The organism is Lentzea sokolovensis (genome assembly GCF_033949975.1).
Classification (GTDB): domain Bacteria; phylum Actinomycetota; class Actinomycetes; order Mycobacteriales; family Pseudonocardiaceae; genus Lentzea; species Lentzea sokolovensis.
This window is the reverse complement of sequence record NZ_JAXAVU010000009.1, coordinates 472,684-497,245: the sequence shown is the minus strand read 5'-3', so window position 1 is coordinate 497,245 and position 24,562 is coordinate 472,684. Positions and strand designations below refer to the sequence as shown.

Annotated in this window: 27 protein-coding genes; 18 read left to right on the top strand and 9 right to left on the bottom strand. The window is 68.4% G+C overall.

From position 1 onward, the window contains the following. The first annotated feature begins 116 nt into the window (after nucleotides 1-116). Entirely contained in the window at nucleotides 117-2,564 is a 2,448-nt protein-coding gene (locus tag SK854_RS19840; RefSeq protein WP_319976585.1) for a M48 family metalloprotease, read from the top strand. Here SK854_RS19840 and SK854_RS19835 read toward each other — a convergent pair. After that, nucleotides 2,557-3,846 carry an adenylosuccinate synthase gene (locus SK854_RS19835; protein ID WP_093595627.1) on the bottom strand — a complete coding sequence of 430 codons (1,290 nt, stop codon included), beginning with the start codon at nucleotides 3,844-3,846 and terminating at the stop codon, nucleotides 2,557-2,559. The two genes, SK854_RS19840 and SK854_RS19835, sit on opposite strands and share 8 nt — an antisense overlap. A gap of 110 nt (nucleotides 3,847-3,956) precedes the next feature. Here SK854_RS19835 and SK854_RS19830 point away from each other — a divergent pair, with 110 nt between their 5' ends. Continuing rightward, nucleotides 3,957-4,565: a hypothetical protein gene (locus SK854_RS19830; protein ID WP_319976584.1), complete on the top strand. Its 609-nt coding sequence runs from the start codon at nucleotides 3,957-3,959 to the stop codon at nucleotides 4,563-4,565. A gap of 105 nt (nucleotides 4,566-4,670) precedes the next feature. Then, nucleotides 4,671-5,300: an HNH endonuclease family protein gene (locus tag SK854_RS19825; RefSeq protein ID WP_319976583.1), complete on the top strand. Its 630-nt coding sequence runs from the start codon at nucleotides 4,671-4,673 to the stop codon at nucleotides 5,298-5,300. A 159-nt stretch (nucleotides 5,301-5,459) separates the two neighbouring features. Here SK854_RS19825 and SK854_RS19820 read toward each other — a convergent pair whose 3' ends face one another. The 3 genes from SK854_RS19820 to SK854_RS19810 all read right to left on the bottom strand — a co-directional run bounded on the left by SK854_RS19820 (nucleotide 5,460) and on the right by SK854_RS19810 (nucleotide 7,591). Further along, nucleotides 5,460-6,518: an FUSC family protein gene (locus SK854_RS19820; RefSeq protein WP_406601792.1), complete on the bottom strand. Its 1,059-nt coding sequence runs from the start codon at nucleotides 6,516-6,518 to the stop codon at nucleotides 5,460-5,462. A gap of 507 nt (nucleotides 6,519-7,025) precedes the next feature. Next, nucleotides 7,026-7,436 carry a DUF3151 domain-containing protein gene (locus tag SK854_RS19815; protein ID WP_319976581.1) on the bottom strand — a complete coding sequence of 137 codons (411 nt, stop codon included), beginning with the start codon at nucleotides 7,434-7,436 and terminating at the stop codon, nucleotides 7,026-7,028. A gap of 32 nt (nucleotides 7,437-7,468) precedes the next feature. Beyond that, nucleotides 7,469-7,591 (bottom strand): hypothetical protein, encoded by a 123-nt coding sequence (locus SK854_RS19810; protein WP_319976580.1) that lies wholly within the window; start codon nucleotides 7,589-7,591, stop codon nucleotides 7,469-7,471. Nucleotides 7,592-7,737: 146 nt separating this feature from the next. Between SK854_RS19810 and SK854_RS19805 the strand changes: the two genes are divergently transcribed. Then, entirely contained in the window at nucleotides 7,738-8,853 is a 1,116-nt protein-coding gene (locus tag SK854_RS19805; protein ID WP_319976579.1) for a hypothetical protein, read from the top strand. Here the strand turns inward: SK854_RS19805 and SK854_RS19800 are convergent. Then, nucleotides 8,833-9,204, bottom strand: coding sequence for a winged helix-turn-helix transcriptional regulator (locus tag SK854_RS19800; RefSeq protein ID WP_319976578.1), 372 nt, complete (start codon nucleotides 9,202-9,204; stop codon nucleotides 8,833-8,835). The two genes, SK854_RS19805 and SK854_RS19800, sit on opposite strands and share 21 nt — an antisense overlap. Before the next feature lie 84 nt (nucleotides 9,205-9,288). Here SK854_RS19800 and SK854_RS19795 point away from each other — a divergent pair, with 84 nt between their 5' ends. Further along, complete coding sequence (locus SK854_RS19795; RefSeq protein ID WP_319976577.1) at nucleotides 9,289-10,116, top strand: SDR family oxidoreductase; 828 nt, start codon at nucleotides 9,289-9,291, stop codon at nucleotides 10,114-10,116. 48 nt (nucleotides 10,117-10,164) lie between these two features. On the opposite strand, the gene fbaA is transcribed toward SK854_RS19795, so the two are convergent. After that, nucleotides 10,165-11,199 (bottom strand): class II fructose-bisphosphate aldolase, encoded by a 1,035-nt coding sequence (fbaA, locus tag SK854_RS19790; RefSeq protein WP_319976576.1) that lies wholly within the window; start codon nucleotides 11,197-11,199, stop codon nucleotides 10,165-10,167. Between the two features lie 157 nt (nucleotides 11,200-11,356). Here fbaA and SK854_RS19785 point away from each other — a divergent pair, with 157 nt between their 5' ends. Further along, a complete protein-coding gene (locus SK854_RS19785) occupies nucleotides 11,357-11,641 on the top strand; it encodes a DUF427 domain-containing protein (RefSeq protein ID WP_319976575.1) in 285 nt (94 codons plus the stop codon). Here the strand turns inward: SK854_RS19785 and SK854_RS19780 are convergent. Continuing rightward, the gene (locus SK854_RS19780) at nucleotides 11,631-12,413 is read right to left on the bottom strand and encodes an LLM class F420-dependent oxidoreductase (protein WP_319976574.1); all 783 of its coding nucleotides are present in this window, start codon (nucleotides 12,411-12,413) and stop codon (nucleotides 11,631-11,633) included. The genes SK854_RS19785 and SK854_RS19780 overlap by 11 nt on opposite strands. 38 nt (nucleotides 12,414-12,451) lie before the next feature. On the opposite strand from SK854_RS19780, the gene SK854_RS19775 reads away from it, so the two are divergent. Together SK854_RS19775 and SK854_RS19770 are read left to right on the top strand one after the other, a co-directional pair. Next, nucleotides 12,452-13,378 (top strand): aldo/keto reductase, encoded by a 927-nt coding sequence (locus SK854_RS19775; RefSeq protein WP_319976573.1) that lies wholly within the window; start codon nucleotides 12,452-12,454, stop codon nucleotides 13,376-13,378. Nucleotides 13,379-13,423: 45 nt separating this feature from the next. Next, nucleotides 13,424-14,275 (top strand): SDR family oxidoreductase, encoded by an 852-nt coding sequence (locus tag SK854_RS19770; protein ID WP_319976572.1) that lies wholly within the window; start codon nucleotides 13,424-13,426, stop codon nucleotides 14,273-14,275. Here the strand turns inward: SK854_RS19770 and SK854_RS19765 are convergent. Beyond that, nucleotides 14,265-14,549, bottom strand: coding sequence for a YciI family protein (locus SK854_RS19765; RefSeq protein WP_319976570.1), 285 nt, complete (start codon nucleotides 14,547-14,549; stop codon nucleotides 14,265-14,267). The two genes, SK854_RS19770 and SK854_RS19765, sit on opposite strands and share 11 nt — an antisense overlap. A gap of 40 nt (nucleotides 14,550-14,589) precedes the next feature. On the opposite strand from SK854_RS19765, the gene SK854_RS19760 reads away from it, so the two are divergent. From SK854_RS19760 to SK854_RS19715, 10 genes are all read left to right on the top strand, one after another. Beyond that, nucleotides 14,590-15,153, top strand: coding sequence for a SigE family RNA polymerase sigma factor (locus SK854_RS19760; RefSeq protein WP_093595593.1), 564 nt, complete (start codon nucleotides 14,590-14,592; stop codon nucleotides 15,151-15,153). Nucleotides 15,154-15,303: 150 nt separating this feature from the next. Next, a complete protein-coding gene (locus SK854_RS19755) occupies nucleotides 15,304-16,212 on the top strand; it encodes an ROK family protein (RefSeq protein ID WP_319976569.1) in 909 nt (302 codons plus the stop codon). After that, entirely contained in the window at nucleotides 16,212-17,363 is a 1,152-nt protein-coding gene (gene nagA, locus SK854_RS19750) for an N-acetylglucosamine-6-phosphate deacetylase (RefSeq protein WP_319976568.1), read from the top strand. Before SK854_RS19755 ends, nagA begins: the two co-directional genes overlap by 1 nt. A gap of 4 nt (nucleotides 17,364-17,367) precedes the next feature. After that, nucleotides 17,368-17,562, top strand: a complete 195-nt coding sequence (locus tag SK854_RS19745; protein WP_319976567.1) for a hypothetical protein — start codon at nucleotides 17,368-17,370, stop codon at nucleotides 17,560-17,562. Between the two features lie 23 nt (nucleotides 17,563-17,585). Further along, the gene (locus SK854_RS19740) at nucleotides 17,586-18,302 is read left to right on the top strand and encodes a DedA family protein (RefSeq protein WP_319976946.1); all 717 of its coding nucleotides are present in this window, start codon (nucleotides 17,586-17,588) and stop codon (nucleotides 18,300-18,302) included. 78 nt (nucleotides 18,303-18,380) lie between these two features. Further along, nucleotides 18,381-19,658 (top strand): FAD-dependent monooxygenase, encoded by a 1,278-nt coding sequence (locus tag SK854_RS19735; protein WP_319976566.1) that lies wholly within the window; start codon nucleotides 18,381-18,383, stop codon nucleotides 19,656-19,658. Continuing rightward, on the top strand, nucleotides 19,601-20,170 hold the full coding sequence (locus SK854_RS19730) for a TetR/AcrR family transcriptional regulator (RefSeq protein WP_319976565.1): 570 nt from the start codon (nucleotides 19,601-19,603) through the stop codon (nucleotides 20,168-20,170). The genes SK854_RS19735 and SK854_RS19730 overlap by 58 nt, the downstream gene beginning before the upstream one ends. Before the next feature lie 33 nt (nucleotides 20,171-20,203). Next, nucleotides 20,204-21,349, top strand: coding sequence for a glycoside hydrolase family 18 protein (locus tag SK854_RS19725; protein WP_319976564.1), 1,146 nt, complete (start codon nucleotides 20,204-20,206; stop codon nucleotides 21,347-21,349). 3 nt (nucleotides 21,350-21,352) lie between these two features. Continuing rightward, complete coding sequence (locus SK854_RS19720; RefSeq protein WP_319976563.1) at nucleotides 21,353-21,553, top strand: hypothetical protein; 201 nt, start codon at nucleotides 21,353-21,355, stop codon at nucleotides 21,551-21,553. A gap of 34 nt (nucleotides 21,554-21,587) precedes the next feature. Next, nucleotides 21,588-23,024, top strand: a complete 1,437-nt coding sequence (locus SK854_RS19715; protein ID WP_319976562.1) for an amidohydrolase family protein — start codon at nucleotides 21,588-21,590, stop codon at nucleotides 23,022-23,024. Nucleotides 23,025-23,183: 159 nt separating this feature from the next. On the opposite strand, the gene SK854_RS19710 is transcribed toward SK854_RS19715, so the two are convergent. After that, entirely contained in the window at nucleotides 23,184-24,560 is a 1,377-nt protein-coding gene (locus SK854_RS19710) for an FAD-binding oxidoreductase (protein WP_319976561.1), read from the bottom strand. Nucleotides 24,561-24,562 lie beyond the last annotated feature (2 nt).

Genomic DNA, 24,562 nt, shown 5'->3' with positions numbered 1-24,562 from the left:
GAGTCAACGACGCCCAAATCGTGAAAATGCGTCGGACATGGAGATGTTCCCCGCACGGACATATTTCCCGCCAACGGCTTAGTGACAGCGGGGTCCGCGACGATCAACATGCAGGCATGGATTCGGTGGGGGACAGACCAGGGGTGCCTTCTGGCACCACGCTGAGGTTCGCGTCGTTGGTGCTGCTGGCGGTGGCGACCACGTTGCAGATCTTCGGCCTGTACGCGTCGGTGTGGCCGGCCGCGGCCAAGCTGGACGAGGCCCGTTGCCAGGTGCGGTCGGGCCTCTACCTGACGTCGACGTTCCAGGTCGATCCCGACGAGTCCAAGTGGGACGCCTACCGGGCGTGCATGGACGTGTTCCTCGGCGGGCGTGCGGTGTGGCTCATCAGCGGTCTGGTGCTGCTCTTCGCGGTGGCGTCGCTGATCTACGCGCTGCGCCCGGCGTGGTTGCGCTACCGCCGGAACCTGGCTCCGGTGCCCGACGAACTGGTGGAACCGCTCGCCGCGCTGGTCGCGGAGGCCGGGCTGAGCAAGGCGCCCACCTTCCTGCTCGACCGGGGGAACGTCCGCGCGGGCGGCGTCGCGTTCGGCACGCACCGCCGCAAGTACGTCGCGCTCAACGTGGGCATGATGCCGTTGCGCCGCACGGATCCCGAGTCGTTCCGCGCCATCGTGCTGCACGAGCTCGCGCACGTCCGCAACGACGTCACGATCACCTACGCCACCCTGGCGATCTGGCGTGCCTTCGTCGTCGCGGTGCTGACGCCGTACGCGCTCACGTGGCTCAACCCGATGTTGCTCACGACCACCCCGTGGAAACTGCCCCGGTTCCCGGAGGGCTGGTTCTCGTTCTTCGTGCTGTGGCACCTGGCCGTGCTGGTGCTGCTGGTGTTCGCCGCCCGCGTCGCCGTGTTGAGAGCACGGGAAAAACACGCTGACGCGACGGTGGTGCGGTGGACCGGCGAGAGCGACCCCTACCGGCTGCTGCAACCCGCGGGCCGGTTGCGCCGCTGGCTCGGCCACCACCCGGCCCCGTCCAGCCGCCAGGCCGTCATGCGCGATCCGAAGTCGTTGCTGCGACCGGGTTTCTGGGAGACGCTCGGCAGCACGATCGCCGTCCAGCTCGCGTGGTGGCACACCGTGACAGCGTTGCAGGACCTGACCTGGTACCACGAGGGCAACGGGTCGCACCTGGTCATGCGGATCGTCTGGGCGTTGCCGATGGCCGCGCTCATCGGCGTGGTCGCCTGGCGTGGCACGGCTTTCGGGCTCCGCAGAGGCACGTTCGCGTTGCCCGGTCTCGCCATCGGCCTCGGCCTGGTGCTCGGTGATCTGCTGGACGTCCGCAACGCCGGCCAGATCACGGTGCCGGGTGTCCTCGCCACGATCGCCCTGGCGGGCACGGCGATCCTCGTGACGGTCTGGGCCGGCCACTGCGCGACGCTCGTGCGCACCCGCCCGCAGGGGTGGTTCCTCGGCGCGTCGATCGCTTTCGTCACGTTCTCGTTGCTGGGCTGGATCTCCGAGGTGCGCGCCGCCGGACCGGTGTGGCGCGACACCATGGTGCCGATCATGGACATCCTGCACGGCCACGCGCAGAACCTCGCGAACGAGATCGGGCTCAAGGCCGTGACGATCCCGTACCTGCTGAACTTCAACCGGGTGCCCACGGCGGTCGCGCTGGCGTTGCTCTGGCTGGTGCCGCTGGTGCTGCGCCGCGAGTTCCCTCGCGTGGCCGCGCTGGCCGGCCTGGCCGGCGGTGTGCTCGCCGCCGTTGCGGTGCTGCTGCTCGGCTCGGCCGGAACACCGTTGGAGGCCACGGCCTGGCAGGTCATCGCCGTCGTGGTCGTGCAGCTGGTCGTGGTGGCGGCGGCACGGGTGGACAGGGTGGGCGCGTTGCTCACCGCGTGGCTGATCGGGCTCGCGGGGACGGCGGCGATCTGGCTGACGCACCTGAACGGCAGCCAGGTCGACAGCGTCCTGGCGAGGCAACCGCACCAGGTCCTGCCGGCCCTGGGAACGCTCGCGGCACTCGTCGCGGGTGGTTACGGCCTCCAGCGCGCCCACGCCCGCTCAGCGCCGATCTGGGCGGTCGGAATCGCCGTCGTGGGTGTCGCGCTGGCGGTGTGGCGCCCGGTCGCGGAAGCGAGCGCGGCCGTCATCGAACCGCCACCGCCCGCGGCAACGGAGATCAACACCGACCAGGCCGTGAACACCTGGATCTACGGCGGCGGCTGGGACCGGATGATGGCCGTGGTGCAGGCCCAGGACAAGGTGTTCGCGGGCGTGCGGGCCGCGGACCCGGCGGCGATCGCGGCCGGGTGCGAGCAACTCGGGCCCGTGCTGCGCGAGCCGTTCCCGCTGCCGCCGGACGCGAAGATCGCCACGACGTGGACGGAAGGGTTGCGGGCCATGGAGAACGGCACGCGCTCGTGCCTCGTCGTGTTCCGGGACGCCGGCAAGGACGACGGTTCGATGGCTGCCGAGTTCCTGAAGGGCCTCGACCAGCTGGAGGTCACGCAGACCGCGCTGATCGAGGCCCAGAAACGAGCTATCAGCTGAGCACGTCGTGGCGCACGATCGTCTGGTCGCGGCCGGGGCCGACGCCGATCGCCGAGACGCGGGCGCCGATGATGCTCTCCAGGTACTCGACGTAGGCCTTGGCGTTGGCCGGCAGCTCGTCGAACGTGCGGCACGACGAGATGTCCTCGAACCAGCCCGGCAGCTCTTCGTAGACCGGGACGGCGTGGTGCACGTCGGTCTGCGTCATCGGCATCTCGTCGGTGCGGCGACCGTCCACTTCGTACGCGACGCAGACCGGCACCTTCTCGAGGCCCGACAGCACGTCGAGCTTGGTGAGGAAGTAGTCGGTGATGCCGTTGACGCGGGAGGCGTAGCGGGCGATCACGGCGTCGAACCAGCCGGTGCGGCGCGAGCGTCCGGTGGTGACACCGAACTCGCCGCCCTGCTTGCGCAGGTACTCGCCCATGTCGTCGTTGAGCTCCGTCGGGAAAGGACCGGAGCCGACGCGGGTCGTGTACGCCTTCAGGATGCCGATCACGGTGCTGATGCGGGTCGGGCCGACACCGGAACCGACGGTCGCGCCACCCGAGGTCGGGTTCGACGACGTGACGAACGGGTAGGTGCCGTGGTCGACGTCGAGCAGGGTGCCCTGCGAGCCCTCCAGCACCACGATCTCGTCGCGGTCGAGCGCCTGGTTGAGCAGCAGGCGGGTGTCCGCGATGCGGTGCACGAAGTGCTGACCGTGCTCCAGCACCTGGTCGACGACCTGCTCGGGGTCGAGCGCCTTGCGGTTGTAGACCTTGACCAGCACCTGGTTCTTGAAGTCCAGGGCGGCCTCGACCTTCTGCCGGAGGATCTTCTCGTCCAGCAGATCCTGCACGCGCACGCCGACGCGGGCGAGCTTGTCCTGGTAGGCGGGCCCGATGCCACGACCGGTCGTGCCGATCTTCGCCTTGCCCAGGTAGCGCTCGGTCACCTTGTCGATGGCCACGTGGTACGGCATGATCAAGTGCGCGTCCGACGAGATCAGCAGACCGCTGGTGTCGACGCCCTTCTCCTCCAGGCCCGCGAGCTCCGTGAGCAGCACGCCGGGGTCGACCACGACACCGTTGCCGATCACGTTCTTCACGCCGGGCGTGAGGATGCCGGACGGGATGAGGTGCAGGGCGAACTTCTGACCGTCCGGGAGGACGACGGTGTGACCCGCGTTGTTGCCGCCCTGGTAGCGAACGATCCACTGGACACGCTCACCGAGGATGTCGGTGGCCTTGCCCTTGCCCTCATCGCCCCACTGGGCACCGATCAGCACGACGGCCGGCATGTGAAACTCCAAGCACTTGGACTGGTTCAAGCGAATGCCGGTACGTGAGGGTAGACCAGGAGATGACCGTGCGCGGAATCGTGTTGGCCTGCGGAAACACGCAGTCGCCAATGATCGCTCAACGTGACGACGTGCGGGTCGTCCCCGCCCGCCCCGGCAAGGACCACGTCGACCAGCATCTGGACGCCGAACGGCTGGTCGTCATGGGCACCGACGCCGACCTCGCGGCGGTCGCGTTGAGGTTGCTGCGCAAGGAGAAGCTCGGTTCGGTGGCACTGGGTTACGTGCCGGTCGCCGATTCGTCCGTTGCCGCGCTTTGGGGGCTTTCGACCGATCCCGCGCGGGCCCTGGACGTCGCCCTGAACGGTGACGTAGATCCCGTTCCGCTCGTCCGCGACGACGTCGGTGGAGTGCTGATGGGTCTCGGCGTGTTGTCCCCTGTTCGTGGCGTTGGTTACAGCGACGCGGACAACGTGCTGCGCGGTCAGGCCAGCCGGATCGAGTGCACGCCCGACCCGGAGGGCGGCCTCGGCCTGCAGATCCGGATCATCAACAAGCGCCTCTTCGGCTCCAAGGTCCGCGTCAGCCGCCCGCGCGCGTTCCAGCTCGGCTGCCTGCCCACGACCGCGGTCCTGGACGGCCACAAGCACCCGCGTCCGGTCGACAAGTGGACCTGGTACCGCCACACCGAGGACTTGAGGCTCGTCCGAGGCCTCTAGGCGTGCGCCTGTCATTCACTTGAGTGTCACTCGAAGGCATTGCCTAATTTCATAATGTGACTGAGGGTAGGTCCCGATCACTTTCCAACAAGGAAGGTCGGGACGATGTCAAAAGTTAACCGAACCATTGGTGTTCTAGTTGCCACGGCAGCTCTCACCATTGGTTTTGTTTCCCCTGCACTCGCGACACCGCCGAACATCCCCAGCGCCGCCACCGCGAAGTCCGAATTGGCCGGCCTCACGGTCGCCGCCGAGGGCTCGATGACGGGCTATTCACGTGACCTGTTCCCGCACTGGATCACCCAGTCGGGAAGCTGCAACACCCGTGAGGCCGTGCTGAAGCGCGACGGCACGAACGTGGTGACCGACTCGTCGTGCGCGGCCACCTCGGGCCGCTGGTTCTCGCCGTACGACGGCGCGACCTGGACCGCGGCCTCCGACGTGGACATCGACCACATCGTGCCGCTGGCGCAGGCCTGGAGGTCAGGAGCGAACACCTGGACGACGCCGCAGCGCCAGGCGTTCGCCAACGACATGTCGGGCCCGCAGCTCATCGCGGTGACCGACAACGTCAACCAGTCCAAGGGCGACCAGGACCCCGGCACCTGGAAGCCACCGCTGACGTCCTACTACTGCACTTACGCCAAAATGTGGGTACACACCAAGTACCGGTACAACCTCAAGACCGATTCGGCTGAGAAGGCGGCGTTGACGAGCATGCTGAGCACCTGCTGATGGCGACACTCTCCGCGCTTTTCGCAGCGGGCCCAGGCGGCGTGATGACCGACGAGGTCGGCGTCGTGACAGGCGACCTGGAACTGAGCACAGAACTCTCCGACGACGGAAAGTTCCGCGCACTGGTCCGCTACGAGGGCGCGGAAGAGTGGTACGCGATCACGGGCGCTTCGTGCGTCCTGGCAGATCCCCGGGATCACGAACAGGTGCACTCTCTTCTGCTGGCCCTGCTGAACCGGCCGGAGGGCTGAGCGGCGGCAACGCCTCCATCGCCTCACTCCGGTTCAGCCCGGTCGCCTGCAGCAGGTCCACCGCGACACTGCGGATCTGCGCCAGCACGACCTTGGACGAGAACCCGTCCCCACCGAGACGCCGCGCGGTGAGATGCCGCGCGGCGTCCCGCACGGCCTCCCTGGTCAGCTTGGGCTCGGCACCCTTCTCCAGCTCACCCTTCAGACAGTCCACAGCGTTCGCGTAGTCCTTCAGGACATCCGGCACCCCGTCCGGAATCGGCTCATCGGCCTTCAACGCCGCCATCGCCCGCCGAGCCAGCACCCGCGTGTTCCGAATCGCGTAGTCCACGGGCCCAGCCGCCGTCTGATACCGCTTGAGCTCGTCCTTGGACCGCCACCGAATGGGCGCGATCTTCGCGATCTCACTCCCGGTCTGCAACGCCGACTTGTAGTCGTCGATGGTCGTCTGACTGGTCCGCAACTCGGCAAGCACCCCGGCGGCCTTGACCGAGTCCTTCTCCTCCAGCGCTTCCGCAAGAGTCCGCAGCGCCAAGCTCAACGTGTTCGTGAGCGCCTTCAACTGCCGCTGAGCCACCGTGACCGGATTGGCCGGAATGAGCGCGGCCACAGCCAGCCCGACCAGCCCACCGGTCAACGCGTCGATCATCCGATCGAACCCACCACCGGCACTGGGCGGCAGCAACGTGGCCACGAGTACCGCGCTACTCCCAGCCTGCAACGCGATGACAGACCCGCCGTCCAGCAACACGGCGGCAGACATCGCCAGCCCGACGACAAGCGCGATCTGCCAGGGCCCACTGCCGATCCAGCTGATCAGCGCGTCGCCAACCCCGACACCAACAGAAACACCAACGACGAGCTCACCGACCCGCCGCAACCGCTGCCCGAGCGAAACCCCAAGGGACACAACAGCGGCAATCGGCGCGAAGAACGGGTGCTCATGCCCGATGACAAGCGTCGCCACAAGCCAGGCAAGCCCAGCGGACAGGGCACTTTGGACGATCGGCAACGCGGCCCCGCGCCACCGCGAAAACCCACGCCCGACCGCGTCCTTGACCGCGCCCACCACTCACCCGCCCTCTACCGAACCCCTACAAGCCGCCAGTCTCATCGCCCGCGAAGCCGAAGGCGAGCCGTCTTTACCGAGCGGGCCCGGCGGTGGGGTTCCGTCACGAGTCGCACCACAGCACTTGCTGCACATGAGCAGGGGTGTCAAACGGACACGCTCTTCGTCCGTTTGACACCCCTGCTCATGTGTGGCCCGCTCTTGGTGCGACTTGTGACGGGACCCACCGCCAACGCAACCCTCAAAGCAACAGGCAGCCGCCCAACGCAACAGGCGTGCCATCTACCTACGCGTGGCGCCCTCCCCCGATCAGATTGCCGGGGGTCTGGGGGCAGAGCCCCCAGGGGAAGCACGCAACAGAACCCGCCGCCCGCAACCGGGGAACGCTACGTAGGACGCGCCAGATCAGACCAGCCCAAGCGCAGCCGGAGCCTCAGCATCGGAGTCAGCGAGGAACTTGGAGCAACGCTCCCACTCCTCGTCCTCCCCGATCTCCCGAGCGGCCAGCGCGAGCGCAGCAAGCGCCCTCAAAAACCCCTGGTTGGGCCGGTGCGACCAAGGCACAGGCCCGAACCCCTTCCACCCGGACCGACGCAGCTGGTCAAGCCCGCGGTGGTACCCGGTACGGGCATAGGCGTAGGCGGCAACAGGGTCCCCAGCGTGCAACGAACGCTCAGCCAGCAACGCCCAAGCCTCGGAGAAATCCGGATAAGCCCGAACGATCTTGGCCGGGTCAGTGCCGCCGTCAGCAGCGGCCTGCGCCTCAGGACGTTCGGGAAGACGAGTCGGCTCGGGCCCGAGGAGGTTCTCAACCATGCGCCCCATCGTGCCGCATCCCCAGGACCGGGCTAGACGAACATCCTCATGACGGCGGCCACAACCGCCAGCAGCAGCACGGTGACGAGCACCCCGGCGATGATCCGCTGCTTCGTGGTCGCCTTGTACCTGTCGTCGTAACTGTCAGAGCTCATGGCCGTGCACCTTGCCGATCCACCCCACCGAAGTTCAACTTCGCGCACTCCCGTTCACTCCATCGTGCACACGAATTGGAAACATCAGGGTAAAACCAGGGCCGTTCGCCCTACCTGGACACGCGAGCTGCGCTCATGATGTTCGGATGATTCAGGGGGTTAAGCAGTTCCGGGAGCTCTACTGGGAGCGGGGCGCGCCCGGCAGGGAGACACCGGCGGCACTCACGAAGCAGCTCTACCAGCTGTGGCTCGTCGGTCTCCTGCTCAAGTTGATCGGGTCGTCGTGGGACGTCTCGTGGCACTTCAAGTGGTTGCGCGACGACCTCGCGCCGCCGCACCTGATCAACACGGTCGGCACGGTCATCGTGGTCGGGCTGACGTTGTTCCACACGTTCACGGGGTACGGCGTCGACAAGCTGACCATCCGGTTGATGCAGGTCGGCAGCGGGATCTTCCTCATCGCCCTGCCGATCGACATCATCAACCACCGGATCAACGGGCTCGACATCACGAGCTGGAGCGGGTCGCACGCGCTGCTCTACCTGGGCACGGCGGTGATGCTGGCCGGCGCGATCCGCGGGTGGATGAAGTACTACCCCGCGGGCAACGCGAGGACGTTCGGGCTCACCGCGCTGTGGTTCTTCTTCCTGGAGAACGTCTGGTTCCCCAACCAGCACCAGGAGTACGGCGTGCGCGCGTTGCAGGCCTGGGACAGCGGCAAGGCCGAGGCCGAGCCGATCCTGCTGCAGTTCGCCGCGGACCAGTTGGGCGTGCCGGTCGGACGTGAGGCGGTCGTGCACTTCGCGCTGCCGATCGCGGACTGGGTCTACCCGGTGTGGGGGCTGGTCGCGGCGGCCCTCGTGCTGGTCATCGCCCGGCGCACGATCGCCAGGCCGTGGGCTGCCACGACCGTCGCCGCCGGATACGTCGCGTACCGGTGCCTGATCTGGCCGTTGCTCGCCGGGATCGACTTCCCGAAGTCCGCGGTGCCGTTGTTCCTGATCCTGGTCGGGCTCGCGATCGACGCCGCGCACGTGATCAAGATGCCGACGCCGGCTGCGGCCGTGCTCGGGTCGGCGGCCGTCACGACGGTCGGGTACGTCGGCATCTGGTTCCAGCAGGAGTACCTGTGGGGGCCGCCGATCTCGTTCTCGTCGGCCGCGGTCACGGCCGTGCTGCTGGCGGTGCTGTGGACGGTCGGGGACATGGTGATCCATCGACCGGAGACGCAACTGATCGCGTCACGCCTCAAGCTGGGCTGACAGCCTGCTGGTGATCCGGCCGAACAGGTCGGCCAGCGGCTCGCCGACGTCCCGCCCGAACTCGGTCAACCCGTAGGTGACCTGGGGCGGGGTCGTCGGCTCGACCTTCCGCCAGATCAGGCCGTCCTCGACGAGGCCGCGCAACGTCTGGGACAGCATCTTCTCGCTGATGCCCTGGATGCCGTCGCGCAGCTCGAAGAACCTCAGGTCGTTGCTCTGCAACGAGATCAGCACCCAGATTCCCCAGCGGCTGGTGACGTGGTCGACCATCTCGCGCGCGGGGCAGTTGGTGTGAAACACGTCATAGCGCCCGTTGTTCTCGGGGCGCGTGAACTGAGCTCCGACCGCCATGTCGGGAGCTTACCCAGAGGTACGTCCTTACGAAATGTAAGCCCGGTTCCTAGCGTCGTCCGCACAACGACGAAGGAGCTGGACATGATCGTGGTGACCGGAGCGACCGGGAACATCGGACGCCCACTCACGAAGGCACTGGCCGAGGCCGGCGAGCAGGTGGTGGCCGTGTCGCGGCACGCGGCGGAGGTGCCGGACGGCGTGCGGCACCAGGTGGCGGACCTCTCCGATCCGGCGAGCCTCGACCTGAGGGGCGCGAAGGCGTTGTTCCTGCTGCTGTCCGGCGACCTGCACGCCGTCGGGGCGAGCCCGGCCGAACTGGTCGAACGGGCCGCCGCGCAGGGCGTGCGCCGGGTGGTGCTGCTGTCGTCGCTGGGCGTGCGGACCAGGCCGTTCGGCACGACGCGGATCGAACTGCGCGGGCTGGAGGACGTGGTACGCGGGTCCGGCCTCGACTGGGCGGTCCTGCGACCGGGCGGGTTCGCGTCCAACGCGCTGTGGTGGGCCGAGGCCGTGCGCACACAGCGGACCGTCGCGGCGCCCTTCGGGGACACCGCCCTGCCGATCATCGACCCGGCCGACATCGCCGAGGTCGCGGCCACCGCCCTGCGCAGCGACAGGAACGGCGTCCTGGAGCTCACCGGTCGAGAGGTGATCACGCCGAGGCAGCAGGCGGAGGCCATCGCGGCCGCGCTGGGCGAACCCGTGCGGTTCCACGAGCTCACCCGCGCCGAGGCCAGGGCGGGCCTGGAACAGCTGATGCCGGGCGAGCTCGCCGACGACACCCTGGACATCCTGGGATCGCCCACCCCGGACGAGGTGGCGGTGAGCCCGGACGTCGAGAAGGTCCTCGGCCGCGCCCCGCGCACGTTCGCCGACTGGATCGCGCGCCACGTCGAGGCGTTCCGTTAAATGCGAAAGGGCCCCGGCACAAAGCCGGGGCCCTTCTCACAACCGGTGTCAGCCCGCGATCATGCGGCCCGACGACTTGAGGTGCTCGCACGCCTGCGCGATGCGAGCGCCCATGGCCGTCTCGGCGGCCTTGAGGTAGCTGCGCGGGTCGTAGACCTTCTTGTTGCCGACCTCGCCGTCGATCTTCAGCACGCCGTCGTAGTTCGCGAACATGTGCGCCGCGATCGGGCGGGTGAAGGCGTACTGCGTGTCCGTGTCGATGTTCATCTTGATGACGCCGTACGACACGGCCTCGTGGATCTCCTCCAGCAGCGAGCCGGAGCCGCCGTGGAAGACCAGGTCGAACGGCTTGGAGCCGGCCGGGAGACCCAGCTTCTCCGCCACGACGTCCTGGCCCTGCTTGAGGATCTCCGGACGCAGCTTGACGTTGCCCGGCTTGTAGACGCCGTGCACGTTGCCGAAGGTCGCGGCGAGCAGGTAGCGGCCCTTCTCGCCGGCACCGAGCGCCTCGAGGGTCTTCAGGTAGTCCTCGGCGGTCGTGTAGAGCTTGTCGTTGATCTCGTTGTCGACGCCGTCCTCCTCGCCACCGACGACACCGACCTCGATCTCGAGGACGATCTTCGCCTTGGCGGACAGGTCGAGCAGCTCGCTCGCGATCTGGAGGTTCTCGTCCAGCGCGACGGCCGAGCCGTCCCACATGTGCGACTGGAAGAGCGGGTTGCCGCCCTTGTCGACGCGCTCCTGGCTGATCGCGATCAGCGGACGCACGTACCCGTCGAGCTTGTCCTTCGGGCAGTGGTCGGTGTGCAGCGCGATGTTCACGGGGTACTTGGCCGCGACGACGTGCGCGAACTCCGCGAGCGCCACGGCGCCGGTCACCATGTCCTTGACCTTGGTGCCCGAGGCGAACTCGGCACCGCCGGTCGAGACCTGGATGATGCCGTCGCTCTCAGCCTCGGCGAAGCCGCGCAGAGCCGCGTTGAGCGTCTCCGACGACGTGACGTTGATGGCGGGGTAGGCGAACTCGTTCGCCTTGGCCCGGTCCAGCATCTCCGCGTAGACCTCGGGAGTTGCGATGGGCATCGGTGGTCCTCCTCAGGCGCCCTGAACGGGTGTCAGCTCGCATCCTACGAGGCCGAGTCACGGGGCCAACTCGGTGGCCGTCCTCACAGAGTGATCGATCAAGTACCAGTTGACCAGCCGGTCTGCGCTACCCGCCGGTAGGGGGATAGTGGATGACATGGCAACCGCTCAGTGGAACGGCAAGATCATCGCTTCGAGCGACGACACCGTCGTGGTCGAAGGCAACCACTACTTCCCGCTGGAGTCGGTCGATCCGGCCGTGTTGAAGCCGACCGACCACACCTCGCACTGCCCGTGGAAGGGCGACGCGAACTACTACTCGTTGCAGGTGGACGGCACCGAGAACACCAACGCGGCCTGGTACTACGCCGAGCCGAAGGACGCGGCGAAGCAGATCAAGGGCCACGTGGCGTTCTGGAAGGGCGTCGAGATCAGCGCCTGAGCCCGAGGGCGCCGGCCAGTTCCGCGTAGTGGCCGTTCAGCGACTGGACGGCCACGTGGTCGGCTCCCGCGTCGACGTGCGCCCGCAGCTTCGCGGCCACCTGGTCCGGGCTGCCGTGCGCCACCAGGGCGTCGATCAGGCGGTCCGAGCCCTGGACGTCCTCCTCGGTGAACCCGTACCGCCGCCAGTTGTTCACGTAGTTGGTGAGCGTGAAGTAGATCGCGAGCTTCTCGCGCGCGATGGCCCGCGCGGCGTCCGGGTCCTCGTCGACGACCACGGTCACCTCGGGCGCGAGGAGCTTGTCGCCGAGCGCCTTGCGGGCTTCGGCCGTGTGCTCGACCGGCACCAGGTACGGGTGGGCGCCCGCGGTCCGGTCGGCGGCGAGCGTCAGCACCTTCGGGCCGAGGGCCGCGAGCACCAGCCGGTCGGCCGGCACGTCGAGCCGGTCGAGGTAGCCCACGAGCTTCTCGTAGGGCTTCTCGTAGGCCTGGTCGAGCTGCCGGTGGCCGACTCCGACGCCGAGCAGGAACCTGTCGCTCGCGAGGCGGTGGAACTCGGCGGCGACCGCTTCCGGCTCGGTCTGCCAGACGTTGACGATGCCGGTGGCGATGGTGATCGACTTCGTCGCGTCCAGCGCCTGCCCGACCAGGGAGACCTCCGGCGAGCCGCCGATCCAGAAGGTGCCGTAGCCGAGTGCTTCGAGCTCCGCGATCTCGCCGAGCTTCCCGGCCCACTCGTAGTGCGAACCCCAGACTCCGAACGTTCCCAGCATGCGAACCCCAATCGTCGCGGCGTACTACCTTTCGCAGTATGCCGATCTTGAGCACCACAGACCTGGACGTGTCCCGCCTCTGCCTGGGCGGCAACGTGTTCGGCTGGACCGCTGACGAGGACCAGTCGCTCGCAGTGCTCGACGCCTACACCGAGGCGGGCGGGAACTTCGTCGACACCGCCGACGTGTACTCGGCCTGGGGTGAGGGCAACTCCGGCGGCGAGTCGGAGGCGATCATCGGCAGGTGGCTGTCGAGGCGAAGTGACCGCGACCAGATCGTGGTGGCGACGAAGGTCGGCATGCTCGCCGGTTTCAACAACCAGAAGCGCGACACCGTGCTGACGGCCGCCGAACGCTCGTTGAAGCGGCTCGGCGTCGATCACATCGATCTCTACTACAACCACCTGGACGACCAGAACACGCCGTTGGAAGAGACGCTGGCCGCCTACGACCAGCTCGTCCGCGACGGCAAGGTCCGGTACGTCGCCGCGTCCAACTTCTCCGCCGAACGGCTGGCGAAGGCGCTGGAGATCCAGGAACGCGAGGGCTTCGCGAAGTTCGTGGCGCTGCAGCCCGAGTACAGCCTGGTCAGCCGTGACAAGTTCGAGGGAGAGCTCCAGGACACCGTGGCGAGGCTCGGCCTCGCCACCCTGACGTACTCGTCGCTCGCGAAGGGCTTCCTGAGCGGCAAGTACCGGCCGGGTGTCGAGGTCAGGAGCGCACGGGCCGGCGCGGCCTCGAAGTTCCTCGACGAGCACGGCCTGCAGGTCCTCGAAGTGCTCGACGAGCTGGCCGAAACGCACGAGACCTCGGTCGCGGCGATCGCCCTGGCGTGGCTCGCCCAGCAGCCGACGGTGGCGGCGCCGATCGCGTCCGCCCGGACGTTGGAGCAGCTCAGCGACCTGCTGCCGGTGCTGACCCTGGAGCTCGGCCAGGCCGAGGTGGACCGCCTCAGCGCAATTTAACTTGCCAGTAGCTTACCGGGAGTAGGTTGCGTTACCGTGACGAGCATGGACGTCACGGGCAAGGTGGTACTGATCACCGGCGCGGCCAGGGGCATCGGCGCCGAGGTGGCGAGGCAACTGGCCGCGCGCGGAGCTCGTCTCGCGCTCGTAGGGCTGGAGAAGGCGCAGCTCGAAGAGGTCGCGCGGCAGACCGGCGGCAAGGCGTGGGAAGCCGATGTCACGGACTGGGACGCGCTCGATCGCGTCATGAACGAGGCCGCGGCTCACTTCGGCGGCATCGACGTCGTAGTGGCGAACGCGGGCATCGCGGCCACCGGGTTCGTGCGCTCGATGGACCCGAAGGCGTTCGAACGGGTCATCGAGGTCAATCTGCTCGGTGTGTGGCGCACGGTCCGCACGGCACTGCCGCACCTGATCAAGAGCCGCGGCTACTGCCTGGTCGTCTCGTCGCTCGCGGCGATCGTCCACATCCCCGGCAACGCGGCCTACTCGGCGGCCAAGGCGGGCTGTGAAGCGTTTGCGGACAGCCTCCGCGCCGAGATCAGGCACCTGGGCGTCGACGTCGGCACCGCGTACTTCTCGTGGATCTCCACGGACATGGTCAACAGCGCCGACGAGCACCCGGTCTTCGGCAAGCTGCGCCAGGGCATGCCGGGGGTGGCCGGCAAGAAGTACCCGGTCCGCAACGTCGGCAAAGCCGTGGTCAGGGGCATCGAGAAACGGGCGAAGGCGGTCCACGTCCCCGGCTGGGTCGGCGCTCTGAAGTACTTCCGCGCGTTCACGCCGATGGTCGTGGACCGCCAGGCGGTCGAGGAGGTGGCGGCAGCCGACATCGAGATGGCCAGGTCGGACACCTCAGGACTGGTCGGGCCGGGCGGTCAAGCCGCTAGTCGGTGAGCCAAGACCCGAGCAACGCGTTCCAGACGCGGATCTCCCACTTCGTGATGACGTTCGCCGGCGTGTAGGGGTCGGCGGAGAGGATCTCCTTCAGCGAGGCCTCGTCCGCCGCCTCGTAAATGATCAACGCGCCGGTGTCGTCCGCGTACGGACCTGCGGCGAGGACCACGCCCTTCTCGGCGAGAGAGGCGATGTACTCGCGGTGTGCGGGGCGCACCGCGAGGCGCTTCTCGCTGTCGGGACCGAACACCAATTCGACTGCAAAGCGGGCCATGCGTCCACCGTAGCGACGGTGACCGGTACCGTCCTACCTTGTGGTTGGCGAAGAAACCCCGCGCACCGTGCAGGACACCCTGACCAACCTGCGAATCAAGGACGGCGTCGCAGGACCTCCCACAGGGCCCCTCACGCTCGAAGACCTGTACAAGCAGCACCGCATGCGCCTCGTGAGGCTCGCGCTGCTGCTCGTCGACGAGCCGTCGACGGCCGAGGACGTGGTGCAGGAGGCGTTCGCCGGTCTGCACCGCAACTGGAAGGGCCTGCGGGACGCCCAGGCGGCCGTCGGCTACCTCCGCACGGCCGTGGTCAACGGCTCCCGCAGCGTGCTGCGCCGGCGCAAGACGGCCCGCGACTACATCCCGCCGCACGTGGCGAACGCACGTTCGGCCGAGTCGCTGGCGATGCTGACCGCGGAGCACCAGGCCGTGGTCAAGGCGTTGCAGCAGCTGCCGCCGCGCCAGCGCGAGGTGCTCGTGCTGCGCTACTACGGCGACCTGTCCGAGGCGGAGATCGCCGAGGCCACGGGCATCTCGAAGGGCACCGTGAAGTCGACGGCGTCCCGTGCGCTCGACGCCCTGCAGAAGATCATGGCGGGCTGACCGGCCCGTCCGGGACAGTAAGCAAACTTCACCGTATCCCCAGTTGAGACCGTTTTGCCCGTTGCGGGCGGTTTCAGCTCGTAAGACCACGCGCCCAAATCGGTACTTGGTATAGACCAATAGGCCTCCCATGCCGCAGGATCAGTTCCCGTGGCACGCAGACACGTGGTCGCCGTTGACATCGGTGGCACCGAAACCAAGGCGGCGCTGGTCACCGGGACCCGGGAGTCGGTGGCGGCGCAGAAGCACGCGCGCCGGGCGACTCCCGGCGAGCTGGCGCCTCTCCTCGACGTCATCGCCGAGCTCGTCGCCGAGCTGGGCAACGCCTCCGAACACGAGATCGACGCCGTGGGGATCGTGGCGCCGGGCATCGTGGACGAGGCCAACGGCGTCGGCGTGTACACGACGAACCTGCCGTGGAGCCAGTTCCCGTTCAGCACCGTCCTCACCGAACGGCTGGGCCTGCCCGTCGCGTTCGGCCACGACGTCCGTGCCGCCGGCCTGGCCGAATGCCGCATGGGCGCCGCCAGGGACCTGCGCAACGCGGTGATCATGCCCATCGGCACCGGTATCGCCGGCGCGCTGCTGCTGGACGGGAAGATCTACAGCGGCGAGGGCTTCGCCGGTGAGATCGGACATGTGAACGTCGGCCACGGCGTGCCCTGCGCCTGTGGCCAGATCGGCTGCGTGGAGACAGTGGCGTCCTCCGCGGCGATCGCCCGCCGGTACACCGCACGTACCGGCATCCCCGTCAAGGGCGCCGCTGAGGTCGCACTCAGGGTCCGGGACGGGGAGCAGGACGCAGTCGCCGTGTGGCACGAGGCCGTGGACGCGCTCGCCAGGGGGATCCTGGTGCTGGCGACGCTGCTCGGTCCGGAGGCCGTCGTGCTCGGCGGTGGGCTCGCACTCGCAGGAGACCTGCTGGTGGAGCCACTGAGGGAACGGCTGGACGGCCTGATCGCCTTCCAGCGCCGACCGGAGCTTCGGCTCGCGGCGCTCGGCGACGAGGCGGGCTTCCTCGGCGCGGCGCTGCTGGCCATCGACACGCTGGAGGCGTGATGAGCACGTGGGGTGGACCTGTCGACGTGATCCTGACCGGGGGTCGGGTCGTCACGCCGGGCGGAGTGCTCGAGAACGGGTGGGTCAGCGTCAGGGACGGCAGGATCGCCGCGGTCGGCGAGGGCGCCGCGCCCGACGGCCCGACCCAGGACGTCGGTGGCTGCACGATCGTGCCGGGGTTCGTCGACATCCACTGCCACGGCGGTGGCGGTGCCGCGTTCACCAGCAGTGACCCGGAGAAGGTCCGCAAGGCCGCCGCGGCGCACCGCAAGCACGGCACCACGACGATGCTGGCCTCCCTGGTCACGCGCCCCGTGCCGGAACTGGCCGACCAGGTGTCCGCGCTGGCCGAGCTCGTGCAGGAGGGCGTCGTCGCGGGCGTTCACCTCGAAGGCCCGTTCCTGTCCGCCGCCCGTTGCGGCGCGCACGACCCGGCGATCCTGTGCCCGCCGGAGCGGACCGCGGTGACGAAGCTGCTCGACGCGGGCAAGGGCACCATCCGCATGGTCACCATCGCGCCCGAGCTGGAGGGCGCCGTCAACGCCGTGCGTCAGCTCGTGGACAACAACGTCATCGCCGCCATCGGCCACACCGACGCGACCGAGGCGCAGGTCAGGCCCGCCGTCGACGCCGGCGCGTCCGTGGCGACGCACCTGTTCAACGGCATGCGCCCGCTGCACCACCGCGAGCCCGGCCCGATCGGCGCGCTGCTGGACGACGAACGCGTGACCGTCGAGCTCATCTGCGACCTGGTGCACCTGCACCCGACCGCCGTCCGCCTGGCCGCGCGCCACGCGGGCCTCCAGCGCACCGTCCTCATCACCGACGCCATCGCGGCGGCGAGCGTGGGCGACGGCGTGTACGACATCGGCGGCCTGGAAGTCCGCGTCGTCGACGGAGTGCCAACGTTGGCAGGGGGCGCCTCTCTGGCCGGCAGCACGCTCACGATGGACATGGCGTTCCGCAACGCCGTCAATTCGTGCGGGCTGTCGCTCGTGGAAGCCACGCACGCCGCCTCGACCCGTGGCGCCGAGCTGCTCGGCCTCGACACGGGCAAGCTCGAAGCCGGACTCGCTGCGGACATCGTCGTACTCGATGCAGAATTGAAGCCGCAGGACGTGATGGTCAGGGGCGAGTGGGTCAAGGAATAGGTGGATGGCGGACGATCCGGAACGACTGGTGACCGACGCGTTGCGAGCGCAGGCGACCAGCACGAATGCCGGATTTGCCGTACCTGTCCCAATTGACGACGACCGTCCCGCACCCATGTCGGTGTGGTGGGTGCTGGGCCTCGCACTCCTGTTGGGCCTGGCAGCGGGCACGGTGGCCGCAGTGATCACCCTGAGCTGACCTGTACCGTTGTCGCCGTGACGATTGCATTGGGCCCTGACTGGCTGGACCCCACCGTTCTGCTGAACGGGCTCGGCCCGTACATGCTCATCGGGTTGTGCCTCATCATCTTCGCGGAGTGCGGGCTCCTCGTCGGTTTCTTCCTGCCCGGCGACTCGCTGCTGTTCACGGCGGGTCTCTTCGTCGCGGCGGGCACCATCGACACCCCGCTCTGGCTCGTCTGCGTGCTGCTGACGGTGTGCGCGTTCGTCGGCAACGTCGCCGGTTACTACATCGGCGTGAAGGCCGGCCCGGCGCTGTTCAGCAAGCCCGAGTCGAAGATCTTCAAGAAGGAGTACGTCGACAAGACGCAGGAGTTCTTCGACAAGTACGGCGCGCGCGCCATCGTCCTCGCCCGGTTCGTGCCGATCGTCCGCACGTTCATCACGGCGATGGCCGGTGTCGGCAAGATGGACCCGAAGAAGTACTTCACGTACTCCGCGATCGGCGGCGTGGCGTGGGCCGCGGGTCTGACGATCCTGGGCTACTTCCTCGGCCAGGTCTCGTTCATCAAGAACAACCTCGAGATCACGCTGCTCGCCATCGTCTTCCTGTCGATCGTGCCGATCATCATCGAGGTGATCAAGGCGCGCAGGGAGAAGAAGTCGCTCCTGCAGGAAGAGGCGGACGACATCACCCAGGTCATGCAGGCTCAGCTCCAGGACGACTCGACGCAGATCATCCCCCGCGTCGAACGCTGACCAGCACCGAAGCCCGCCTGTTCCGACAGGCGGGCTTTTTGCCCACCTAGTTTGAATACAGGGCTGTACTGTATTCATATGGTCATCATCGCGGGGGCGGGTCCGACCGGCTTGGCGCTGGCGTGCGGACTGCGGAAGCACGGGGTGGAAGTGCGGGTCGTGGACGCGGCGGACGGACCGGCCACGACGTCGCGGGCGCTGGGGGTGCAGCCGCGCGGCGCGGAGGTGCTGGCGAGGCTGGGTGCACTGGGCGACCTGCCGGAGAAGGCGATCCGGATGGAGGCGCTGCGGATCAACGGGCGCAAGCGGCTCGACCTGACGCCGATGCGCGACGCGGGGGCGTTGATCGCGTCGCAGACGTGGGTGGAGCAACGACTGCGGGACCGGCTGGCCGAGCTGGGCGTGGCCGTCGAGTGGGGCACGCCGATCGCCTCGGTCCCGGTGCGCGGCGACGACTGGCTGGTCGGCTGCGACGGCGCGCACTCGGCGGTGCGCAAGATCGCGGGGATCTCGTTCGACGGCGAGGCGGTGATGGAGAACTTCCTGCTGCGCGACCTGCACGCCGACTGGGACCTCGACCGGTCGTCGATGCACGTCTACCTGGAGAACGGGCACCTGACGGCGGTCTTCCCGCTGCCCGGCGACGATCTCTGGCGGGTCATGTCGCCGGAGGGCGGGCGGTGGACGCCGGGGCCGGTCGGCGCCGTGGACTGGGAGTCGACGTTCCGCATCCACCGCCGGTTGGCTTCCGCCTACCGGCGCGGCAACGTCCTGCTGGCAGGCGACGCCGCGCACATCCACAGCCCGTTGGGCGGGCAGGGCATGAACACGGGGCTCGGTGACGCGGAGAACCTCGCCTGGAAGCTCGCGCTGGTGGTGCAGGGCAGGGCTGCCGCCTCGTTGCTCGACACCTACGAGGCCGAACGGCGGCCGGTCGCCGCGAAGGTGCTCGGGTCGACCACGCCGGCGACGCGGATCTCGATGGGCTCCGGGCGCGCGACGCGGCTGGTGCGCGGCCTGCTGTTCCCGCTGCTGGGCCTTCCGCCGGTGCAGCGCGGTCTCATCCGGTTCGCCTCGCAGCTCGGCGTCCGCTACTCGGGCCCGGTGGGCGGACCGCGGGTGCCGGCGTTCGCGCGGGTCGGCCGGTGGGTGCTGGCGGGGCCCGCGACGTGCCTGGAGGTGGCGCGGGAACGGCTCGGGGACGTCGTGCACCATGAACGCGCCGGCGACACGCTGCTGGTGCGTCCCGACGGACACCTGGCGTGGCGCGGTCCGTCTTCCCCGGAGAGGCTTTCTGCGTGGCTGAACGAAGTGCTGGGCGTCCCCGCGACCCCGAGGCTGACAACGCGATCCTGACGGCCGCCTTCGAGCTGTTCCTGGAACGCGGCCTCGACGGCACGTCGATCGAGCAGGTGGCTCGTCGTGCGGGAGTGACCCGCGCGACGGTCTACCGCCGGTTCGCCTCCAAAGAAGAGCTGCTGTTCAGCGTGATCGAGCTGCCGCGCGACGTCGTGGCGCTCGACCCCGCGCGGATGGCCGTCTCCTCGCAGGAGGAGATCATCAAGGGCTGGGCCGCGCTGATGTCGACGGGCGAGGCGGTCCAGTTGCTGCGCCGGATCATCGGCGCGTCCGCGGACAACTTCGGGTTGATGCGGCGGTACTGGGAGCTCTTCATCGCGCCGCGCCGGGCGGTGCTCAAGGACCTGGTACGTCCCGGTTTTCCGCCCGGTACCGACCTGGACGTCGTCGTGGACATGGCCGGAGGTGCGCTTTTCTACCGCGCACTGACTCGCCCGGAACACAACACACCGGACGAACTGGAGACCTATCTCCACAAGGTGTTGCACCAGGTCGGTTACCGGCCCTAGGTTGCTAGTGGTCTGGACCACCGGAGGCGCGCGATGTCGTTGTTCCGCAAGGGAGTGGCGGTCACGTTGGCCGCGCTTTCCGTCTCAGTTGGCATCGGTGTCGCCGATGCCTCGCCCCGAAAGATCGTGGGCGCCTACTACGGAAACTGGTACAGCGGCTCGAAGCCGATCTCGTCGATCCCCACGAACACGCCGATCACGCACCTGTTCTACGCGTTCTCGCTCATCGAGAACGGCAAGTGCGTGATGCCGGCGGAGACCGCGCCCAAGGACTTCGCGGACATCCGGGATCTCAAGAAGCGCAAGCCTTCGCTCAAAGCGCTGATCTCGCTGGGCGGCTGGGGTGCGGGCGGGTTCTCCGACGCCGCGCTGACTCCCGCCTCGCGCAGGACGCTCGTTCAGTCCTGTGTGGACTTGTTCTTCCGCGACGGCACGTTCGACGGCATCGACATCGACTGGGAGTTCCCGGTCTACGGCGGCCCGACGGAGATCACGGACCGTCCCGCGGACAAGCGCAACATGACGCTGCTGACCCGCGACTTCCGCAAGGCGCTGGGCTCGCGCAAGCTCGTCACCGCCGCGCTGCCCGCCGGTCGCCTGCAGACCGACGGCCCGTACGACGTGGCGAAGTCGTTCGAGCTGCGCGAACTGTCGCAGATCATGGACTTCATCAACGTCATGACCTACGACCTGGGCACCGGTTTCTCGCCCGTGTCCACGTTCAACGCGGGCTTCCGCGAGGTCGCCGACGACCCGATGCCCGCCGCCGACCGCAAGTGGAACAACGTCGTCGGCGCCATCGACTACTACCAGCGGCACGGCGTCTCGCCGCGCAAGATGGTGCTCGGCACCCCGTTCTACGGCCGTGGCTTCAACGTGAAGACCGAAGGTCCGCAGCACGGCCTCTACCAGGCCTACGACAGCGCGTTCTGGGTCGACGGCTACGACGAGGCTTTGAAGCTGAAGGCGACTCCTGGCTGGAAGGAGTACTGGCACCCGGTCGCGCAGTCGCCGTGGCTGTACAACGCGGCCGAGAAGAAGTTCGTGTCGTACGAGAACCCGCGGTCGATCGGGATCCGCGCGGACTTCGCTCGCGCACGTGGTCTGCTCGGCACGTTCATGTGGGAACTCGGGCACGACGACGCCCAGTACTCGCTGCTGAAGGCCATGTCCCGTTAGACGATGCATCAGGCAGAGGACCGCGTCGCGTTGCTGCGCCAGGCTTTGCGGAGCCGGGACGCGTGGCAGGTGTCGGCCGCGCTGGACTACGTCGCCGAGAGACTGGACCCCGAACAGCGCGCGGCGCTGGTGCCCGACCTCGACGAGTTGAGCACCAGCCCGCTCTGGGCGTCGGCGGCACGGGAAGTGCTCGAAAGGATTTGAGTCTCCCGTTACGTCAAGGTGTTGGTTGAACGGCATGACCGACACCACTCGACGTGAAGTGCTGGGATGGCTTGCCGGACTCGGTGCGGCAGCGGGCGCCGGCCTGCTCCTGCCCGGTCAGGCCGGCGCCTCCACGAACGTCACCGCGTTGCGCGACGTCACGCTCATCGACTCGTCCGGCGTCCGATCCAATACGACGATCGTGCTGGCGGACAACGAGGTTCTCGCCGTCGGCTCGTGCGACCTGCCGTTGCCGCGCGGCTCCACGGTGCTGGACCTCGCCGGCAAGTTCGTCATCCCCGGCCTGTGGGACATGCACGTGCACGGCGCGTACATGGACCGGATCACGTTGCCGCTGTGCCTGGCCAACGGCGTGACGGGCATCCGCGAGATGTGGGGTTTCCCGCCGATCTACGAACTGCGCGACCGGATCGAGCGTGGCGAGGTGCTCGGACCTCGGCTGATCGTGGGCAGCACCATCATCGACGGGCCGAACTCGACGCTGCCCGACGCGTTGATCGTCAGCACGCCCGACGAGGGCCGCCAGGCCGTGCGGGACGCGAAAGCCCAGGGCGCGGACTTCGTGAAGGTCTACTCGTTCCTCGACCGCGCAACGCTCGCGGCCGTCGCGGACGAGTGCGCGATGCAGGCCATCACGTTCGCCGGCCACTGCTCGAACCACGTGGCGCTGGGCGACGCGAGCGACCTGGGACAGCGCACGTTCGAGCACATGTACGGCCTGCCGCTCGCCACGAGCACGCGGGAAACCCAGCTGCGCCAGGCGATCGCGGACCTGCCGCTCGATCCGGCGAACCCGTTCGCGTGGTTCAGGCAGGTGCTGGAGTTCGAACGGCAGGCAGCCCTGTCGCACAGCGGAAGCAAGGCCGCGCAACTCGCGAAACGGTTGCAGCGCAACACTTCCGCACTGGTCCCGACGATGGTCACGATGAGGGTGTTCGCCAGCCCGCTGGACCGGTTCGCGAACGATCCGCGGCTGAAGTACATGCCCGCGTTCTACCGGGACTTCTGGCGCGACGGGCTGAAGAACTGGGCTCCGGTGACCGAGCAGGAGATCAGGCAGCAGGTGGAGTTCCTCCGGCGCCGCATGGATCAGGTCGCCGAGATGCACGCCCACGGCGTCGAGGTCCTGGCCGGCACGGACGCGGGCAACCCGTACACGTTCCCCGGCTTCTCGCTGCACGACGAGCTGGAGCTGCTGGTCGAGGCGGGTCTGCCCCCGAAGGCGGCACTGAAGGCCGGCACGCGGGGCGGCGTGGTGAAGCCCGGCGAGGCCGCGAACCTCGTCGTGCTCGACGGCAACCCGCTCAAGGACATCCGCAACACGCAACGGATCCACACCGTGCTGACCCGCGGGAAGGTCCTCGGGCCCGCCGAACGGCGGCAGATGCTCGCGGACGTGGAGAAGGCCGCTCAGGAACCGTTCCCCGCGGCCGCGCGCACCTGTTGCTAGTGGCGCGTCTCGGAACGGTGGCGAGGTGATCCACGCTCAGCAGGGCACCTCGCGGCGCCGCCCCCACGCCCCCGTACAACCAGTACGAGGACGTGGGGGCGGCACCACGATGCACCCGTCTGACCGCGAATTCCCCCGGCACCGTTCAGAGCCACACCACTAAAGGCTGAACATCGAACCGGGGTTGAACAGGTTCTCCGGGTCCAGCGCGCGTTTGATCTCGCGGTGGACCCGGAGGCCGACCGGCCCGATCTCCTTCGCCAGCCACTCGCGCTTGATCTTGCCGATGCCGTGCTCGCCGGTCACCGTGCCGCCGAGCGAGAGTCCGACCGCGAGGATGTCGTCGAACGCCTTCTGGGCGCGCGCGAACTGGTCGGCGTCGGTGGGGTCGTAGACGATCGTCGGGTGCATGTTGCCGTCGCCCGCGTGGCCGACGACGGCGATCTTGAGGCCGACCTCCTTGGAGATGTCCTCGCAGCCCTGGATGAGTTCGGCGATGCGGGTGCGGGGCACGCACACGTCGTCGGTCAGCCACGAGCCGTAGATCTCCAGCGCGGTGAGCACGGCCCGGCGCGCGGTCAGCAAGTCGCGGCCCTCGTTGACGTCGTGGGTCGCGTAGACGAGGTCGGCCTCCAGGCAGATCTCCTCGATCTTCTGGAGTTCGTGCCTGGCCTGCTCGCCGCCCGCGTCGGACTGGCAGATCAGCAACGCCGCGCAGCCCGGCCCGGCGCCGATCTCGGTCTTCAGGTACTGCTCGACGGCCTCGATCGAGGTGCGGTCCATGATCTCCATCAGGGACGGCACCAGGCCCTCGCGGACGATCCGGCTGACCGCGGCGCCGGCCGTGGCGGTGCTGCTGAACGCGGCGACCAGCGTGGCGGGGGCCTGTGGGAGGGGCCTCAGGGCGAGCGTGGCCTTGGTGATCACGCCCAACGTGCCTTCAGAGCCGATGAAGAGCTTGGTGAGGTCGTAGCCCGCGACGCCCTTGACCGTGCGACGGCCGGTCCGCAACACCTCGCCGTCGGCCAGCACGACCTCCAGACCGAGCACCGAGTCGGTGGTCACGCCGTACTTCACGCAGCACAGGCCACCGGCGTTGGTGGAGAGGTTGCCGCCGATCGTGCACCAGTCGTAGCTGCTCGGGTCCGGCGGGTAGAACAGACCGTCCTTCTCGACGGCACCGCGCAGGTCGAGGTTGACCACGCCGGGCTCGACGACGGCCAGGCGGTTGTCGGTGTCGATCTCCACGATCGCGTTCATCTTGGTCGTGACCAGCACGACGCAGCCCTCGATGGCGTTCGCGGCCCCGGACAACCCGCTGCCCGCACCACGCGGAACGATCGGGACGCGATGGCTCGCACAGGCTCTGACCACGGCCTGGACCTGCTCGGTGTTCAGCGGGAACACCACCGCCAACGGGCTGCCGTGCGGCGCCAACGGCATCATGTCGCGCTGGTAGCTCGCGGTGACATCGGCATCGGTCAGGACACCCGAGTCACCCACGGCGATGCGGAGTTCAGCGAGCAGGCTCTCCATAC

What these genes read in the sequence shown, in the direction of transcription:
- SK854_RS19830 (WP_319976584.1), top strand. Translation starts at nt 3,957, where the DNA reads ATGATCGCTCAACGTGACGACGTGCGGGTCGTCCCCGCCCGCCCCGGC.
- SK854_RS19745 (WP_319976567.1), top strand. Translation starts at nt 17,368, where the DNA reads ATGGCGGACGATCCGGAACGACTGGTGACCGACGCGTTGCGAGCGCAG.
- SK854_RS19800 (WP_319976578.1), bottom strand. Translation starts at nt 9,204, where the DNA reads ATGGCGGTCGGAGCTCAGTTCACGCGCCCCGAGAACAACGGGCGCTAT.
- SK854_RS19815 (WP_319976581.1), bottom strand. Translation starts at nt 7,436, where the DNA reads ATGGTTGAGAACCTCCTCGGGCCCGAGCCGACTCGTCTTCCCGAACGT.
- SK854_RS19725 (WP_319976564.1), top strand. Translation starts at nt 20,204, where the DNA reads ATGTCGTTGTTCCGCAAGGGAGTGGCGGTCACGTTGGCCGCGCTTTCC.
- SK854_RS19840 (WP_319976585.1), top strand. Translation starts at nt 117, where the DNA reads ATGGATTCGGTGGGGGACAGACCAGGGGTGCCTTCTGGCACCACGCTG.
- SK854_RS19720 (WP_319976563.1), top strand. Translation starts at nt 21,353, where the DNA reads ATGCATCAGGCAGAGGACCGCGTCGCGTTGCTGCGCCAGGCTTTGCGG.
- SK854_RS19765 (WP_319976570.1), bottom strand. Translation starts at nt 14,549, where the DNA reads ATGGCCCGCTTTGCAGTCGAATTGGTGTTCGGTCCCGACAGCGAGAAG.
- nagA (WP_319976568.1), top strand. Translation starts at nt 16,212, where the DNA reads ATGAGCACGTGGGGTGGACCTGTCGACGTGATCCTGACCGGGGGTCGG.
- SK854_RS19775 (WP_319976573.1), top strand. Translation starts at nt 12,452, where the DNA reads ATGCCGATCTTGAGCACCACAGACCTGGACGTGTCCCGCCTCTGCCTG.
- SK854_RS19825 (WP_319976583.1), top strand. Translation starts at nt 4,671, where the DNA reads ATGTCAAAAGTTAACCGAACCATTGGTGTTCTAGTTGCCACGGCAGCT.
- fbaA (WP_319976576.1), bottom strand. Translation starts at nt 11,199, where the DNA reads ATGCCCATCGCAACTCCCGAGGTCTACGCGGAGATGCTGGACCGGGCC.
- SK854_RS19835 (WP_093595627.1), bottom strand. Translation starts at nt 3,846, where the DNA reads ATGCCGGCCGTCGTGCTGATCGGTGCCCAGTGGGGCGATGAGGGCAAG.
- SK854_RS19780 (WP_319976574.1), bottom strand. Translation starts at nt 12,413, where the DNA reads ATGCTGGGAACGTTCGGAGTCTGGGGTTCGCACTACGAGTGGGCCGGG.
- SK854_RS19805 (WP_319976579.1), top strand. Translation starts at nt 7,738, where the DNA reads ATGATTCAGGGGGTTAAGCAGTTCCGGGAGCTCTACTGGGAGCGGGGC.
- SK854_RS19735 (WP_319976566.1), top strand. Translation starts at nt 18,381, where the DNA reads ATGGTCATCATCGCGGGGGCGGGTCCGACCGGCTTGGCGCTGGCGTGC.
- SK854_RS19710 (WP_319976561.1), bottom strand. Translation starts at nt 24,560, where the DNA reads ATGGAGAGCCTGCTCGCTGAACTCCGCATCGCCGTGGGTGACTCGGGT.
- SK854_RS19810 (WP_319976580.1), bottom strand. Translation starts at nt 7,591, where the DNA reads ATGAGCTCTGACAGTTACGACGACAGGTACAAGGCGACCACGAAGCAG.
- SK854_RS19770 (WP_319976572.1), top strand. Translation starts at nt 13,424, where the DNA reads ATGGACGTCACGGGCAAGGTGGTACTGATCACCGGCGCGGCCAGGGGC.
- SK854_RS19795 (WP_319976577.1), top strand. Translation starts at nt 9,289, where the DNA reads ATGATCGTGGTGACCGGAGCGACCGGGAACATCGGACGCCCACTCACG.
- SK854_RS19785 (WP_319976575.1), top strand. Translation starts at nt 11,357, where the DNA reads ATGGCAACCGCTCAGTGGAACGGCAAGATCATCGCTTCGAGCGACGAC.
- SK854_RS19715 (WP_319976562.1), top strand. Translation starts at nt 21,588, where the DNA reads ATGACCGACACCACTCGACGTGAAGTGCTGGGATGGCTTGCCGGACTC.